At 66.1% G+C, this 13,744-nt stretch carries 14 protein-coding genes; 4 read left to right on the forward strand and 10 right to left on the reverse strand.

Annotated features, from left to right (window positions below; genetic code table 11):
- Positions 1-32 precede the first annotated feature (32 nt).
- The 3 genes from ACFFU4_RS02415 to ACFFU4_RS02425 all read right to left on the reverse strand — a co-directional run bounded on the left by ACFFU4_RS02415 (position 33) and on the right by ACFFU4_RS02425 (position 3,067).
- A complete protein-coding gene (locus tag ACFFU4_RS02415; RefSeq protein ID WP_377066684.1) occupies positions 33-1,523 on the reverse strand; it encodes a tripartite tricarboxylate transporter permease in 1,491 nt (496 codons plus the stop codon).
- Positions 1,520-2,008, reverse strand: coding sequence for a tripartite tricarboxylate transporter TctB family protein (locus ACFFU4_RS02420; protein WP_377066686.1), 489 nt, complete (start codon positions 2,006-2,008; stop codon positions 1,520-1,522). Before ACFFU4_RS02420 ends, ACFFU4_RS02415 begins: the two co-directional genes overlap by 4 nt.
- A gap of 81 nt (positions 2,009-2,089) precedes the next feature.
- Positions 2,090-3,067 carry a tripartite tricarboxylate transporter substrate binding protein gene (locus ACFFU4_RS02425; RefSeq protein ID WP_377066688.1) on the reverse strand — a complete coding sequence of 326 codons (978 nt, stop codon included), beginning with the start codon at positions 3,065-3,067 and terminating at the stop codon, positions 2,090-2,092.
- Between the two features lie 142 nt (positions 3,068-3,209).
- On the opposite strand from ACFFU4_RS02425, the gene ACFFU4_RS02430 reads away from it, so the two are divergent.
- Both ACFFU4_RS02430 and ACFFU4_RS02435 read left to right on the forward strand, forming a co-directional pair.
- Positions 3,210-4,115: a LysR family transcriptional regulator gene (locus ACFFU4_RS02430; RefSeq protein WP_377066690.1), complete on the forward strand. Its 906-nt coding sequence runs from the start codon at positions 3,210-3,212 to the stop codon at positions 4,113-4,115.
- A complete protein-coding gene (locus ACFFU4_RS02435) occupies positions 4,112-4,855 on the forward strand; it encodes a sulfite exporter TauE/SafE family protein (protein WP_377066692.1) in 744 nt (247 codons plus the stop codon). Before ACFFU4_RS02430 ends, ACFFU4_RS02435 begins: the two co-directional genes overlap by 4 nt.
- Positions 4,856-4,858: 3 nt before the next feature.
- Here the strand turns inward: ACFFU4_RS02435 and aroA are convergent, their stop codons facing one another.
- From aroA to ACFFU4_RS02465, 6 genes are all read right to left on the reverse strand, one after another.
- The gene (gene aroA, locus ACFFU4_RS02440; protein WP_377066694.1) at positions 4,859-6,205 is read right to left on the reverse strand and encodes a 3-phosphoshikimate 1-carboxyvinyltransferase; all 1,347 of its coding nucleotides are present in this window, start codon (positions 6,203-6,205) and stop codon (positions 4,859-4,861) included.
- A gap of 77 nt (positions 6,206-6,282) precedes the next feature.
- A complete protein-coding gene (gene serA / locus ACFFU4_RS02445; RefSeq protein WP_377066696.1) occupies positions 6,283-7,878 on the reverse strand; it encodes a phosphoglycerate dehydrogenase in 1,596 nt (531 codons plus the stop codon).
- Between the two features lie 86 nt (positions 7,879-7,964).
- Positions 7,965-9,143 carry a phosphoserine transaminase gene (locus ACFFU4_RS02450; RefSeq protein ID WP_377066697.1) on the reverse strand — a complete coding sequence of 393 codons (1,179 nt, stop codon included), beginning with the start codon at positions 9,141-9,143 and terminating at the stop codon, positions 7,965-7,967.
- Positions 9,144-9,590: 447 nt separating this feature from the next.
- Positions 9,591-10,436: an urea carboxylase-associated family protein gene (locus tag ACFFU4_RS02455; protein ID WP_377066699.1), complete on the reverse strand. Its 846-nt coding sequence runs from the start codon at positions 10,434-10,436 to the stop codon at positions 9,591-9,593.
- A gap of 3 nt (positions 10,437-10,439) precedes the next feature.
- On the reverse strand, positions 10,440-10,649 hold the full coding sequence (locus tag ACFFU4_RS02460) for a hypothetical protein (protein ID WP_377066701.1): 210 nt from the start codon (positions 10,647-10,649) through the stop codon (positions 10,440-10,442).
- A gap of 5 nt (positions 10,650-10,654) precedes the next feature.
- Positions 10,655-11,230, reverse strand: coding sequence for a carboxymuconolactone decarboxylase family protein (locus ACFFU4_RS02465; protein WP_377066703.1), 576 nt, complete (start codon positions 11,228-11,230; stop codon positions 10,655-10,657).
- Positions 11,231-11,348: 118 nt separating this feature from the next.
- Between ACFFU4_RS02465 and ACFFU4_RS02470 the strand changes: the two genes are divergently transcribed.
- Positions 11,349-11,804 (forward strand): YaiI/YqxD family protein, encoded by a 456-nt coding sequence (locus ACFFU4_RS02470; RefSeq protein ID WP_377066705.1) that lies wholly within the window; start codon positions 11,349-11,351, stop codon positions 11,802-11,804.
- 30 nt (positions 11,805-11,834) lie between these two features.
- Here the strand turns inward: ACFFU4_RS02470 and ACFFU4_RS02475 are convergent, their stop codons facing one another.
- Positions 11,835-12,506, reverse strand: coding sequence for a cyclic nucleotide-binding domain-containing protein (locus ACFFU4_RS02475; RefSeq protein WP_377066707.1), 672 nt, complete (start codon positions 12,504-12,506; stop codon positions 11,835-11,837).
- A gap of 267 nt (positions 12,507-12,773) precedes the next feature.
- On the opposite strand from ACFFU4_RS02475, the gene ACFFU4_RS02480 reads away from it, so the two are divergent.
- Positions 12,774-13,742: a DMT family transporter gene (locus ACFFU4_RS02480; protein WP_377066709.1), complete on the forward strand. Its 969-nt coding sequence runs from the start codon at positions 12,774-12,776 to the stop codon at positions 13,740-13,742.
- Positions 13,743-13,744: the final 2 nt, after the last annotated feature.

Raw genomic sequence — 13,744 nt, forward strand, 5'->3', positions numbered from 1 at the left:
GTCCACAGAAATGTGACCGGGCGCAGGCCAAGCTAGTCCTTGGGTTGTGCCGCGCGCAGGGTGCCGCGCGTGATCGCCGCGATGCTGATTACCGTCAGCGCCCAGAAAAACCAGGTGATCGGCCCGCGCAGCAGGATCTCGGGGCTGCCGCCCGACATCAGCATGGCTTGGCGGAAATTGTCCTCGAGCAGCGGCCCGAGGATGAAGGCGATGAGGAAGGGCGCGGCCGGAATGTGATAGCGCGACATCACGAAGCCGATCCAGCCCATCACGAACATCACGCCGACGTCGAAGATGTTGTTGTTGACCGCGAACACCCCGTAGATGCACAGCACCAGCACCATCGGCATCAGGATGCGCTTGGGAATATCCGCCACCGGGCGAAAGCCGCGAATCGCCAGCCCGCCGACGATGAACAGGATGCCCGAGGACAGGATCAGGCCGATGAAGAGGCCGTAGATGATATCGACATTGAGCACGAACATCATCGGCCCCGGTTGCAGCCCGTGCACCATGAAGGCCCCGATGATGATCGCGGTGATCACGTCGCCCGGCACGCCCAGCGCCAGCAGCGGGATGAGCGTTGCCCCCGCCACGCCGTTATTACCCGCCTCCGACGCCGCGACGCCCTCGATCTCGCCCTTGCCGAAATTGGCCTTGTTGGGCGATTTGCGCCGCGCCTCGGAATAGCTCAGGAACGCCGCCGGCGCCGCGCCGATGCCGGGGATGGAGCCGAGGAAGACACCGATGAAACTGCCCCGGATGATCGAGCGGAAAGAGCGCTTGTATTCCGCGAACGTCACCCATTTGCTGCCCAGCTTCTGCACCTTGCCCACATGGCCGGTGGGGTGCCAGACCATGTTGATCACCTCGGGGATGGCAAAGAGGCCGATCAGCACGGCGATGAAATTCAGCCCGCCCATCAGGTTCGGATCGCCGAAGGTGAAACGGTTGGTGCCATAAACCAGATCGAGGCCGATGGTGGCGAGCAAGAGCCCCAACAGCGCCGAAAGCGCGCCGCGCAGCAGGCTCTCGCCCGAGACGCCCGCGATGATCGTCAGCGAGAACAGGATCAACGCGAAGAATTCCGGCGGGCCAAAACTGAGTGCGAAGGAGGCGAGAAAGCCCGCAAAGAAGATCAGCGCAAGGTTCGAGACGAAATCCGCCGTGCAGGACGCCCAGAGCGCCATGCCGAGCGCGCGCCCCGCCTCGCCGCGTTCGGCCATCGGGTGGCCGTCGAGGATCGTCGCCGAGGAGGCGGGCGTGCCCGGCGTCTTGATCAGGATCGCCGGGATCGAGCCGCCGAAAATGCCGCCCTTGTAGACGCCCAAGAGCAGCAGAATGCCGTTGATCGGTTGCATCGGAAAGGTGAAGGGCAGCGCCAGTGCCACCGCCATCGTCGCCGAAATGCCGGGGATCGCGCCACCGACCACGCCGATCACGATGCCGATGGCCAGCGACAGGAACGCCTCCCAGTTACCGACGAGGTCCAGCCCTGCCATGACGCTGTCAATCAGGCTCATGGCAGTCTTACCAGTTCACCCTGCGGGATGGCCACGCTAGCCACATGCGCGAAGAAGGCATAGAGTACCAGTGGCACCAACACGGCGCAGATGAACGCCGTCGCCGGGTGGCGCGTCCTGACGAGAAAGGCGAGCGCCACGAAGGCCAGCATCGAGGTCCAGACCATGCCGAGCCAGGGCATCACCCGGAAGGTTGCCACCATCAGCACCGCCATCGCCAAGAGGCGCAGCACCCCCGCGCCGGGATCTGCGATCGACTCGTTGACAGGGCTGCCCGGTGCCAGGCGCCAGCCCGAGAGCACGAGGCCCAGCCCGACAAGTCCGGTGAGAGCGCCCAGGATATACGGCCAGAACAGCGGCGAAAGCACGATATTGCGCACATTGCTGGGCGAGGATACCCAGTTCGGAATGGCGTAGAGGATAAGAAAAAGGGCCGCGAGAATGGCCCCGATGCCAAGCTGCAACTGCATTGCCCGATGGCTCACACCTGACCCTCCCCGATCAGATAACGGCTATGATCGCCCGGGCGCATGTCAGCCGCGCCCGGGGGTTTTGTCAATCGGGCCTCAGCCTTCGATCCGCATACCCAGCTTGTCCACCAGCGCCCGGAAAGTTTCGTATTGCGTCTGGATGAAGTCGTTTGCCTCTTCCGGGCTCATCACCTCGATCACCGAGCCGCGCGCCGTCATCTGCTCCACGAATGCCTCGTTCGCGGCGGCCTCGGCCATCCATTCGCCCCACTTGGCGGCGACGTCATCGGGCAGGCCATCCGGCCCCGCAATCCCGGTCCAGCCGACAAGCTGCCGCAAATCGGGCTTGCCAAGGCTGCTCGCCGAGGGCGCGTCAAAGCCGGGCACCGGCTCGTCGGTGGTGACCATCAGCGGCTTCAACTGCCCGTTGGCCACGAAGCTCGCCAGCGCCGAGGAATTGGTACACAGGAAGGTCGCCGTGCCGTTGAGCACCGCCGTCGCCGCAGCACCCCCGCCTTTTTGCGGGATGTGGGTGGCCTTCTCCAGCGGGTTCTCCACCCCGAACTCGCTCAGCACGAACACCGCCGCGAGATGCAGGAGCGAGCCCACCCCGGACGAGCTGTAGCTGCTGCCCTCGGCCTCGGTCAGGGCGATCAGGTCCTCCATGCTGTCGATGCCGGAATCGGGCCGCACGGCGCAGGCCACCGGGTTGATCTCGTAGACGGTGACGAAGCGGTAATCGTCGAGCGTGTAGGGCAGCGTCGCCTTCATCGCCGGGTTCACCGAATGCGAGCCCACCCGCGCGAACAGCATCGTGTAGCCATCCGCCTTGGCGTTCTGCACCGCGACCGAGCCGGTGGCGCCGCCCGCCCCGGTGATATTGGACATCACCAGCGTGCCGCCCACGGCATTGCCGAGCGGCTCGGCGATGGTACGCGCCGAGATATCGGTCGCCCCGCCCGCGCCGTAGGGAATGACCATGTTGATCGGGCGTTCGGGATACTCGGCCAGCGCGGGTGCCGCTGCCAGCCCGAGGCTCATGGCGCAGAACGCGCCAAGCGTTTTCAGTCGCATCGTTTTCTCCTCCTCTGTTGTGACGGTGCCGCTTTTCGCGGATTGCACCGTCCCCCGACTCAGGTGTAACGTTAAGCCAGCCTTTAAATAAGCAATATTCCATTACAGCTTGCGTTACAAAATCTTACGTTAAGGACAGGACATGTCAATCCGCCGCCTGCGCACCCTCGTGGCCGTCCACGACCACCGGACCTTCTCTGCGGCGGCGGACGCGGTGTTCATCACCCATGCCGCCGTCAGCCAGCAGATGCGCAGCCTCGAAGAGGAATGGGGCGTGGCGCTGTTCGACCGCACCCGCCGCACACCGGAACTGACCCCGGTGGGCCGCGCGCTCGTCGCCCGCGCCCGTGAGATCCTGCGCGCCTATGACGGGCTCTTGCCCTCGGTGCTGGGCGACGAGGGCTTTGCCGGGGAAATCTCGCTCGGGGCGGTGCCGATGACGCTCACCGGGCTCACGCCGCTCTCGGTGCGGCTGTTGAAGGCGCGATACCCCGACCTGCATGTGCGCATCGTGCCCGGCATGACCACGCAACTCATCGCAGAGGTCGAGCGCGGCGCGCTCGATTGCGCGGTGCTGTCGCGGCAGGGACCGCTGCCGCCGGGGATCGACCATGCCGATATCGCCCGCGAGCCGATGGAGCTTTTGGCCCCGGCGGATGTGAGCGGCGACGACGTGCGCGCACTGCTGGTCGCGCATCCCTTCATCCGGTTCAGCCGCGACGCCGTGGTCGGCGGACTGATCGACGGCTGGCTACGCGACAACCGGATCGCCGTCGATGTCACGATGGAATTGCAGGGGCTCGAGGCGATTTCCAGCATGGTACTGGCCGGGTTGGGCGTGTCGATCGTGCCGGCGCGTTGCGTGCGCGGTCCCACCCGCCTGCCGTTGCGCCGCCTGCCCCTGCCCGAAGGCGCGCCGGTGCGGCAACTGACCCTCGCCCATCGCCGCGACAACCCCCGCCTGCGGGTGATTGAGGCCATGCACGCCGCCTTGCTCGGTGCGGTCGGGATCGGCACGTTTTCTCCGGGCGCGGGGCCTGCGCCATGAGCCCCGATGCGATCCTCGCGGTGGTCTCCGGAGCAGCGGCGGGCGGGCTCATCAACGGGCTTGCGGGCTTTGGCACCGCGCTGTTCGCGCTGGGCTTTTTCCTGAACGTCATGCCGCCGGTGCAGGCGGTGGCGGTGGTGGTGGTGATCTCGGCGCTCACGGGCCTTCAGGGCCTGTGGGTGGTGCGCCACGCCATCGGCGCGCATCGTCGGCGGCTGGCGCGGTTCCTGATCCCCGGCGTGCTCGGCATCCCGCTGGGCGTGCTGGCGCTCTCGGTGCTGGACGCGCGCAGCCTGAAGCTGATGATCGCCGGATTCCTGATCCTCTATGGCGGCTATTTCACCCTGCGGACCCGGCTGCCCCGGTTCGAACGGCCAACGCCCGTCTGGGACATGGCGGTGGGACTGTCTGGCGGCATCCTCGGGGGCGCGGCGTCGCTCTCGGGGGCGCTGCCGATGATGTGGTGCGCCCTGCGCCCGTGGCCCAAGGCCGAAACGCGCGCGGTGCTGCAACCGTTCAACGTCACCGTATTGGCGCTGACGGCGGCGGCGCTGGCGCTCAGGGGGGCCTATACGCGCGAAACGCTGCTCTACATCGCGCTGGCGCTGCCGGTCTCGGTCATCGCCGCGCAGGCGGGCATCGCGATCTTTCGCCGCCTGCCCGACGCGGCGTTCCGCCGCCTGCTGATCGCGATGACGCTGGTATCGGGGACGGTGCTGCTGCTGCGCGAGCTCCCGTAGGCGTCAGCCGCGCCGGATATCCGCGCCGAGCGTCGCCATCAGCGGCTCGAACACCGGAAAGGACGTGGCGATGGGGCTGGCGTCATCGACGGTGACGGGGCTTTGCGTGCCCATGCCCATCACCATGAAGGACATGGCGATGCGGTGGTCGAGATGGCTCTCGCAGGTCTGCCCGCCGGGCACGTTGCCGTGCCCCAGGCCATGCACGATCCACCAGTCGGGGCCATCCTCGACGGTCACGCCACCGGCGCGCAGCCCCGCCGCCATCGCCGCGATCCGGTCGCTTTCTTTGACGCGGAGTTCCCTGACGCCGCGCATCACGGTCTGGCCCGTCGCAAAACCGGCCACGACGGACAGGACAGGGTATTCGTCGATCATGCTCGCGGCGCGCTCGGGCGGCACCTCGACGCCCCGCAGATCGGGCGAAAAGCGCGCGCGCAGGTCGGCCACCGGTTCGCCGCCCTCTTCGCGCAGGTTCTCATACTCCAGATCGGCCCCCATCTCGCGCAGCGTGGTAAAGAGCCCCGCGCGCGTCGGGTTCAGCCCGATATTGGGCACCAGCACGTCAGAGCCGGGCGTGATGATCGCCGCACAGACCGGAAACGCCGCCGACGAAGGGTCGCGCGGCACGACGATGGTTTGCGGGATAAGTTCCGGCTGCCCGGTCAGGGTGATGACACGGCCCTCGTCGGTCACCTCGGTCGTGATCTCGGCGCCGAACCCGGCCAGCATCCGCTCGGTATGATCGCGGGTTGCCTCGCGCTCGATCACCACCGTCTCGCCCGGCGCGTTCAGCCCGGCCAGAAGCACGGCGGATTTCACCTGTGCGGACGGCACCGGCACCTCGTAGCGCACCGGCACCGGCTCGGCAGCACCGACCACGGTCATCGGCAGACGGCCCCCCGCACGCCCCACCGACTGCGCACCAAAGAGAGCCAGCGGATCGGTCACCCGCGCCATTGGCCGTTTGTTGAGGCTCGCGTCCCCGGTGAAGGTGGCGCAAATCGGTGAGGTCGCCATCGCGCCCATTATGAGCCGCACGCCGGTGCCCGAATTGCCGCAGTCGATCACCTGTTCGGGCTCTGCAAAGCCGCCCACGCCGACGCCGTGCACATGCCATGTACCGCCCGCGTCGCGCGTCACCTCGGCCCCGAGGGCGCGCATCGCCTTGGCCGTGTCCAGAACGTCATCGCCCTCGAGCAGCCCGGTGACGACCGTCTCTCCCACCGACAGCGCGCCGAGGATCAGCGCGCGGTGCGAGATCGACTTGTCGCCCGGCACCTCCGCCGTGCCGGAGAGCGGCCCGGCGCGGTGCGAGGTCATCGGGATGGGGGTGCCGTGGCCGGACATGGGCGCGCTCCTGAATACGGAAATCGCCTGCCTGATAGCGCAGGCAGGCGACCTCGTCCATCGCTGGCGGAGCGGGCTCAGCCCATGTCGAATTGCAGCGGGCGGATCTGCTGGAACTTGCCCGTCGCGTGCAGCGCCTTGATCGCCGCCTCCGGCACGGGTGCATCCACGTAGAGGAGCGCGATCGCCTCGCCCCCGGCATCCGAGCGGCCAAGCGTGAAGTTTGCGATATTGACGCCACTCTCGCCCATGGTCTGGCCCAGCGTGCCGATGATCCCCGGCACGTCCTCATTGGTGGTATAGACCATGTGCTGCCCGATCTCGGCGTCGATATTGATGCCCTTGATCTGGATGAAACGCGGTTTGCCATCGCTGAACACCGTGCCGCCGATGGAGCGCTCGCGCTTGTCGGTGACGACGGTGATCTTGATATAGCCCTCGAAAGCGCCGGACTTGTCCTGCTTGGTGGTGCTGATCTTCACCCCGCGCTCCTTGGCCACCACGGGGGCGGAAACCATGTTCACCTCGGGGTTCACCGATTTCATGATCCCCGCCACGGCGGCAGAGGTCAGCGCGCCGAGGTTCATCTCGCTGGCCACCCCGTCATAGAGGATGTTGATCGCCTTGATCGGCTCGTCGGTCATCTGGCCGATGAAATTCCCGAGGTGATCCGACAGCTTGATCCACGGCCCCATCACCTTGGCCTCCTCGGCTGTCACCGACGGCATGTTGAGCGCATTGGTCACCGCCCCCGTGAGCAGGTAGTCGGACATCTGTTCGGCCACCTGAAGCGCGACGTTTTCCTGCGCCTCGGTGGTGGCCGCACCCAGATGCGGCGTGCAGACCACGCCCGGCAGGCCGAAAAGCGGATTGTCCACGGCGGGTTCCTCGGCGAAGACGTCGAACCCCGCCCCTGCCACATGGCCCGATTTCAAGAGATCGGCGAGGGCCTGCTCATCCACCAGCCCACCGCGCGCGCAATTTATGACGCGGACGCCCTTCCTGGTCTTTTCGAGGTTCTCGCGGCTCAGGATGTTGCGGGTCTGATCGGTCAGCGGCACGTGCAGGGTGATGAAATCGGCGCGCTTGAGCAACTCGTCAAGCTCGACCTTCTCCACCCCCATCTTGTCGGCCTTTTCCTGCCCGAGGAACGGGTCATAGGCCACCACCTTCATCTTGAGGCCGCGCGCGCGGTCACAGACGATGCCACCGATATTGCCCGCGCCGATCACGCCAAGCGTCTTGCCGGTCAGTTCGACACCCATGAAGCGCGACTTTTCCCACTTGCCCGCTTGGGTCGAGGCCGACGCCTCGGGGATCTGCCGCGCCACGGCGAACATCATCGCGATGGCATGCTCGGCGGTGGTGATCATGTTGCCGAAGGGCGTGTTCATTACGATCACACCCTTTTTCGAGGCCGCAACCTTGTCGATATTGTCGGTACCGATACCCGCCCGCGCGATCACCTTGAGATTGGTCGCGTTGGCGAGGATTTTCTCGGTCACCTTGGTGGCCGAGCGGATCGCCAGACCGTCATACGCGCCGATCACTTCGGCCAGCCTGTCCTTGTCCTTGCCCAGATCGGGCTGGAAATCCACGTCGATGCCGCGATCGCGAAAGATCTGCACGGCGGTTTCAGAGAGTTTGTCGGAAACGAGAACCCTGGGAGCCATTTTTGCTGGTCCTTTGATGAAACATTTGGGGGAGGGCCCGAAGTCTTTGAAAGACTTCGGACCGATTTCTTTTCAAGAAATCGGGGTCACGCCGTCTCGGACAGCGCCGCGATTTCGGCCTCGAAGGCCCATTCGATCCACGGCATCAAGGCCGCCACATCCGCGGTCTCGACCGTGCCGCCGCACCAGATGCGCAGCCCCGGGGGCGCGTCGCGATAGGCACCGATGTCATGGGCCACGCCCTCGGCCTCCAGCCGCTTGACGACCGCCTTGGCAAAGGCAGCGCCATCGGTGATGCGCGGGTCGGTGAACTTGAGACAGACCGAGGTGTTGGAGCGGATCGCCGGTTCCTGCGCCAGAAAGGCCAGCCACGGGTGCCCGGCGACAAACGCCTGCACGGCGGCGAGATTGGCATAGGCCCGCTCGCGCAAACCCTCCAGACCGCCCACCGAGCGCGCCCAGTCGAGCGCGGCGAGGTAATCCTCGACCGCCAGCATCGAGGGCGTGTTGATCGTCTCGCCCCTGAAAATCCCCTCGTTGAGCTTGCCGCCCTTGGTGAGCCGGAAAATCTTGGGCAGCGGCCAGGGCGGCGTATAGCTTTCCAGCCGCTCCACCGCGCGGGGGCTGAGGATGATCATCCCGTGCGCCGCCTCGCCACCCAGCACCTTCTGCCAACTGAACGTGGTCACGTCCAGCTTGTCCCAGGGCAGGCGCTGCGCAAATGCCGCCGAGGTGGCATCGCAGATCGTCAGGCCCTGACGGTCCGCCTTGATCCAGTCGCCATTGGGCACGCGAACACCGCTCGTGGTGCCGTTCCAGGTGAACACCACGTCGTTATCCGTATCGACCGTGGCGAGGTCCACGATCTCGCCATACTCGGCGGTCTTGACCTGCGCATCGAGCTTGAGCTGCTTGACCGCGTCGGTCACCCAGCCCGCACCGAAGCTCTCCCATGCGAGCATTTCCACCGGTCGCGCGCCCAAGAGCGACCACATCGCCATCTCCACCGCACCGGTATCCGAGGCGGGCACGATGCCGATCCGGTAGTCGTCCGGCACGCCGAGGATCTCGCGCGTGCCGTCGATGGCGGCCCTGAGCCGCGCCTTGCCCACGGCGGCGCGATGCGAGCGCCCCAAAGGCGCATCGGCCAGCATATTTACATTATATTCGGGGAATTTGGCACAGGGGCCGGAGGAAAAACGCGGGTTCGCCGGAACGGCGACAGGTTTCGTGACCGGCCGCGCGCCGGGCTTTTCAATAGCCATTTCTGCTATCCTTCCAGATAAGCGCCCCTCGTTGGGGAGGGGTGTCCCACGGACGCCTCTACAGAAAGCCCTTGAAATCGGCAAGTCCTAAAGCACGTTGCCATGCAGGTGCTGGCGACTTGTCGCAGAATGAAACGGGAACGTCCGGGACCAAGCGGTACAAGACCGACACAGGATGTTCGCGGATCGGGGCGGCGGGGCGGCTTCTGAGATCAATCAGTTAACGCCCCTTCGCCGCCTTGTTCACAGAGTTCCCTGAACCGGCAAAAACCGACACCAGGACCTCCGCATGACGCGCGCCATCGTGGATATCCCCCGCCCTGCGGCGGTGCCTGACCGCTGTCATGCGGGGGTCTTTTGGTAACGTTGTGCCAAGACCGCGGTGCGGTTTTCAGTTCGCATGGCTTTCAACGGAGCCGGTCCGTCGCCAGCCTGCCCACCGATCACTCATCGTCCATGACTGCGGTCATAGCCGTTGCGCGGCGGGCTCTGCCAATCGCCCAGCGCGCCCTCGGCGGGCGCGAACACCTCCACCAGCAGAGGGAAACATGCCGCCGAATCGCTGGTGTGTTCGGCCGAGCAATCGCCGCCGGGACAGGCGCTCAGGGCACCCAGAAGATCGATCTCGGCGAAGAACTCCAGATGGTCACCGGGGCGCACCGGACTTGCCTTCATGAAATACTGCCCGGTGTCGCGGGTGAAGCCGGTGCACATGAAGACGTTGAGCACATCATGGACATGCGGCTCGACCTTGGCCAGCGACAGGCCCAGCTCATCCGCCACCGCGCGCGTCAGGTTGGAATGGCAGCAATGGTGATACTGCACACCCGACAGGAGGTTGCCTGTATAAGGATCGCAGCGCGTTCCGATCACGTCATGGACCGAGCCGCCGAATTCGTCGATCCCGTACCAGCCGAGCGTATCCGCGATGATCGTGGCCATCGGGCGCAGGTGTGGGAAGGACGACCAGAGCCGCTCTCCGGTGGTGACATGGGTGCCGTGCAGCGCACGGGTCTTGCCGGAATAGAACCGCTCGGACAGGTCGTGCGCGTTCCACAGGTTGAGGTCGCCCACCTGCGGCCCCTCGACGCTGGTGATGCGAAAGAACTGCCCCGCGTCCACGCGAAAGCAGGCGGCCTCTCGCGGCGCGACGACCACTTCACTCACCTTCGCGGCCGCCTCGCGCGTGGCGCGGTAGCGCGCCAGATCCGGCGCAGGCAGCGTGTCGTTGGGATAGCAGATCACGGGCGTGACGGCGCGGCGCGCGGCGGCATCGGCGGGGACCTGGGACATCGGCTATTTCCTCTGGCGTCCGGGTGCGTGACATACCTTCGGCGGGCCGCCATCGGATGTAAAGACCTCGGCGCCGCAGGCGGCGCAACGCCAGCGCAGCCGCAGGTCGCAGCCGCCCACCCGGTATTCGCGCCAGCGGCAGCCGCGCGTCGCGCGGTTGGAATAGATCATCACCAGGATGAAAGCGACGATCAGGCCGACGACCACCAGCATCCGCGTTACCCTTTCGCCATCGCCGCGACCATCTCGCCAAAGCGGCTGTAGCTGTCGGCCTGCTCCTCTTGGGTGGTGCCGGTGGCGTGGTGGTCCTCGGGGGCCTGCGCATAGTCGAAATTGATGCCCGTGCCCTCGATGATCCGGTTCATCATGTTGAAGAGCGCGCAGACCTGCACCGCCTCGTAGAGCGCGGCCTCGGACCAGCCGGCGTCATAAACCGCCTGCGCGTCGCGCGCGACCAGCTTGCTCGGGAGCGTGTTGAGCTTGGCCACGTAGGCGAGGACCGGGCGCAGCTTGTCGTCGACCGGCGCGGTTTCCGGATCGTCGATCAGCTTATCGATGAGCCCCGCGTCGATGCCGAACACCTCGGCATAGGCCCGGTGCGCGCCGGTACAGAACGTGCAGGCATTGAGTGCCGAGACATAGGTGGCGATGAGCTCGCGCTCGCCGACGCTCAGCTCGCCCGCGCCGCGCAGGAGGCCATCGGTATAGACCATGAGCGGTTGCACGTTGTCGGGGAAGCGGGTGTAGAGATCGCTCAAATGCGCGGGATCGGGGAGGCTGGGCAGAAATGGCATGGCGATCTCCTTGCGTCGGGTCTGCCCGCAGTCATAGACCGCGCGGCGGGGATTTTGTATGGCTCTGCCGAGAGCTGGCGCGGATGTGATCGCGTCCTCCGAGACAAGGAAACTGTCCATGACCCTCTACATCGACGCCGATGCCTGCCCGGTCAAGGACGAGGCGGAGCGGGTGGCCACGCGGCACGGGCTGCGGATGGTTATCGTCTCGAATGGCGGGCTGCGGCCGTCGCGCAACCCGCTGGTGGAAACGGTGATCGTGCCGGATGGTCCGGACGTGGCCGACATGTGGATCGCCGAACGCGCCGGCCCCGGCGACGTGGTGGTGACGGGAGACATCCCGCTGGCCGCGAAATGCGTGGAGACGGGGGCGCTGGTCCTCAAGCACAATGGCGAGGCCCTGACGCGGGCCAATATCGGCAACGTGCTGGCGACGCGCGACCTGATGGCCGACCTGCGCGCCGCCGATCCGTTCCGGCAGGGCGGTGGCAAGGGGTTCACCAAGGCTGACCGGTCGCGGTTTCTCGACGCGCTGGAGCGGGCGGTGCGCAGCGCCGGACGCGCCAGGGAGTGAGGGTCAGCGACGCAGACGCGGAAATCGCGGTTACGTTTCAGAGTTGACCGCACGGGTGACCTTGCCCGCCAGGTCCTCGGCAATCCGGGCTTCGAGTGCCAGACGCACCCGTGAATTGCGCTGGATGCGGCGTTTAAGGGTGGCTGCGTCCCACTCCACGAGACGCGCGCCCGGAGCCACCCGGACCGTTGCAGAGGCCGGCTTGCCGGTCAGGAAGGCGACCTCGCCGATGAACACCTCCGGGGGAAGGGTGAAATCCTGCGAATTCTTCTCTGCCCACATCCCGCCCGACTCAATGAAGTAGAGTTTTTCCGGCACCTCGCCTTCATGCGTCAATGTCTCTGTCGTCTCGACCCCCCGCCGCGCGGCTGATCGCATCAGCGACCGGAACTCGCCCGGCTCCATGCCACCGATCGTGTGGTACAGGTCCATCAGGCTGCCGGGAATGATGAGCTTTGACCGGCTGACCAGAAGGACCACGAGGCCATAGAATGTGGCTGTCGCCATGGCGAGGCTCGCGAACGCGGCCTCCCAGAGGGGCGTGGGCAAAACCACAAGATAGAAAGCGATATAGATCGCGGCACCCGTGATAAAGGTGACGCGCAGGATGACCTGGTGCCGAAAGAGCATGGCCATCGTCTGGACGACCGCGCCGAGCAGCACCAATTGCTCGCCAGAAAACCAGCCTCCCTCCCCGAACATGATCACCTCCCTCTGCCGCCAACGTGCTCCATCTTGCCCACCAAACTGTAGCACCATGGCCTGATCCTGCCTGCCAAACAAGGGCTTGACCCCGCCGAGGGGTGATCAACGCTGCACGACTACCGGATGGATCGCGTTGCCGCGCCGGCGGGACGCCCGGGCACACATCTCTTGCCGCCCCGCGCGACGGCGCGGACGGCCCGGGGGTTTACAATGTGCGGGCGGTCCGCTCATGTAACGGGGACAGTCGGCAAGCCTTGGATATTCATGACCTCCGCGACCGTTCAGCGCGCGAACCTGACCGGCGCCGCCTATGCGCTGGCGGCGGTGTCGTGTTTCTCGATCAACGATGTGGGGATCAAGTTCCTCTCGGGCGGATACGCGCTGCACCAGGTGGTGTTCATCCGGGCATTGGTGGCGCTCGTTGTGTTCACCTGCCTGGTCATGCCGTTCGCGGGGGGCCTCACGGTGCTGCGCACGCGCCGCCCGGTGATCCACCTGGTGCGCGGGCTGTGCGTGGTCGCCGCCAACATGTGCCTGTTTCTCGGGCTGGCGGCACTGCCCATCGCGGATGCCACGGCGATCTTCTTCGTCTCGCCGCTGGTCATCACGGTGTTCTCGGTGATTTTCCTGCGCGAGACCGTGGGGCCGCGACGCTGGGCAGCGATCACAGTGGGATTCGTCGGCGTTCTGATCATCGTCAAGCCGGGCACCGCGGCGTTCCAGGCCGCGTCGCTCCTGCCCATCGCCGCCGCGTTTCTCTATGCCACGCTGCACATGCTCACCCGGCGCATCGGCGGCACGGAGAGCGCCGCGACCATGGCGGTCTATATCCAGATCACGTTTCTCGTCGCCAGCACGCTCATTGGCCTTGCCATCGGCGACGGGCGGTTCGCCGGATCGGGCCACCCGTCGCTGGAATTCCTGTTTCGCGGGTGGGAATGGCCCGCCACCGGCGATTATCCGATTCTGGTGACGTTGGGGGTCTCGGGGCTTTTCGGCGGGCTGTTCATCAGCCAGGCCTATCGCCTGTCGGAGGCCGCCTTTGCCGCGCCGTTCGAGTATGTCGCCATGCCGATGGCGATCTTCTGGGGCGTGACCGTCTTTGGCACATGGCCGGACGCCACCGCCTGGATCGGCATCGCGCTCATCATCGGATCGGGCCTCTACCTGCTGTGGCGCGAAACGGTGCGCGACGCACGCATCGCCCGCCGCGCCCCGACCTATCGACGCTGAGC

It is taken from the genome of Roseovarius ramblicola (assembly GCF_042430665.1).
Taxonomy (GTDB): domain Bacteria; phylum Pseudomonadota; class Alphaproteobacteria; order Rhodobacterales; family Rhodobacteraceae; genus Roseovarius; species Roseovarius ramblicola.

Excerpts from the sequence above, each read along its gene's own strand:
- ACFFU4_RS02425 (WP_377066688.1), bottom strand. The coding sequence starts at position 3,067 with ATGCGACTGAAAACGCTTGGCGCGTTCTGCGCCATGAGCCTCGGGCTG.
- aroA (WP_377066694.1), bottom strand. The coding sequence starts at position 6,205 with ATGTCCGGCCACGGCACCCCCATCCCGATGACCTCGCACCGCGCCGGG.
- ACFFU4_RS02470 (WP_377066705.1), top strand. The coding sequence starts at position 11,349 with ATGACCCTCTACATCGACGCCGATGCCTGCCCGGTCAAGGACGAGGCG.
- ACFFU4_RS02465 (WP_377066703.1), bottom strand. The coding sequence starts at position 11,230 with ATGCCATTTCTGCCCAGCCTCCCCGATCCCGCGCATTTGAGCGATCTC.
- serA (WP_377066696.1), bottom strand. The coding sequence starts at position 7,878 with ATGGCTCCCAGGGTTCTCGTTTCCGACAAACTCTCTGAAACCGCCGTG.
- ACFFU4_RS02415 (WP_377066684.1), bottom strand. The coding sequence starts at position 1,523 with ATGAGCCTGATTGACAGCGTCATGGCAGGGCTGGACCTCGTCGGTAAC.
- ACFFU4_RS02480 (WP_377066709.1), top strand. The coding sequence starts at position 12,774 with ATGACCTCCGCGACCGTTCAGCGCGCGAACCTGACCGGCGCCGCCTAT.
- ACFFU4_RS02455 (WP_377066699.1), bottom strand. The coding sequence starts at position 10,436 with ATGTCCCAGGTCCCCGCCGATGCCGCCGCGCGCCGCGCCGTCACGCCC.
- ACFFU4_RS02435 (WP_377066692.1), top strand. The coding sequence starts at position 4,112 with ATGAGCCCCGATGCGATCCTCGCGGTGGTCTCCGGAGCAGCGGCGGGC.
- ACFFU4_RS02430 (WP_377066690.1), top strand. The coding sequence starts at position 3,210 with ATGTCAATCCGCCGCCTGCGCACCCTCGTGGCCGTCCACGACCACCGG.
- ACFFU4_RS02450 (WP_377066697.1), bottom strand. The coding sequence starts at position 9,143 with ATGGCTATTGAAAAGCCCGGCGCGCGGCCGGTCACGAAACCTGTCGCC.
- ACFFU4_RS02475 (WP_377066707.1), bottom strand. The coding sequence starts at position 12,506 with ATGTTCGGGGAGGGAGGCTGGTTTTCTGGCGAGCAATTGGTGCTGCTC.
- ACFFU4_RS02460 (WP_377066701.1), bottom strand. The coding sequence starts at position 10,649 with ATGCTGGTGGTCGTCGGCCTGATCGTCGCTTTCATCCTGGTGATGATC.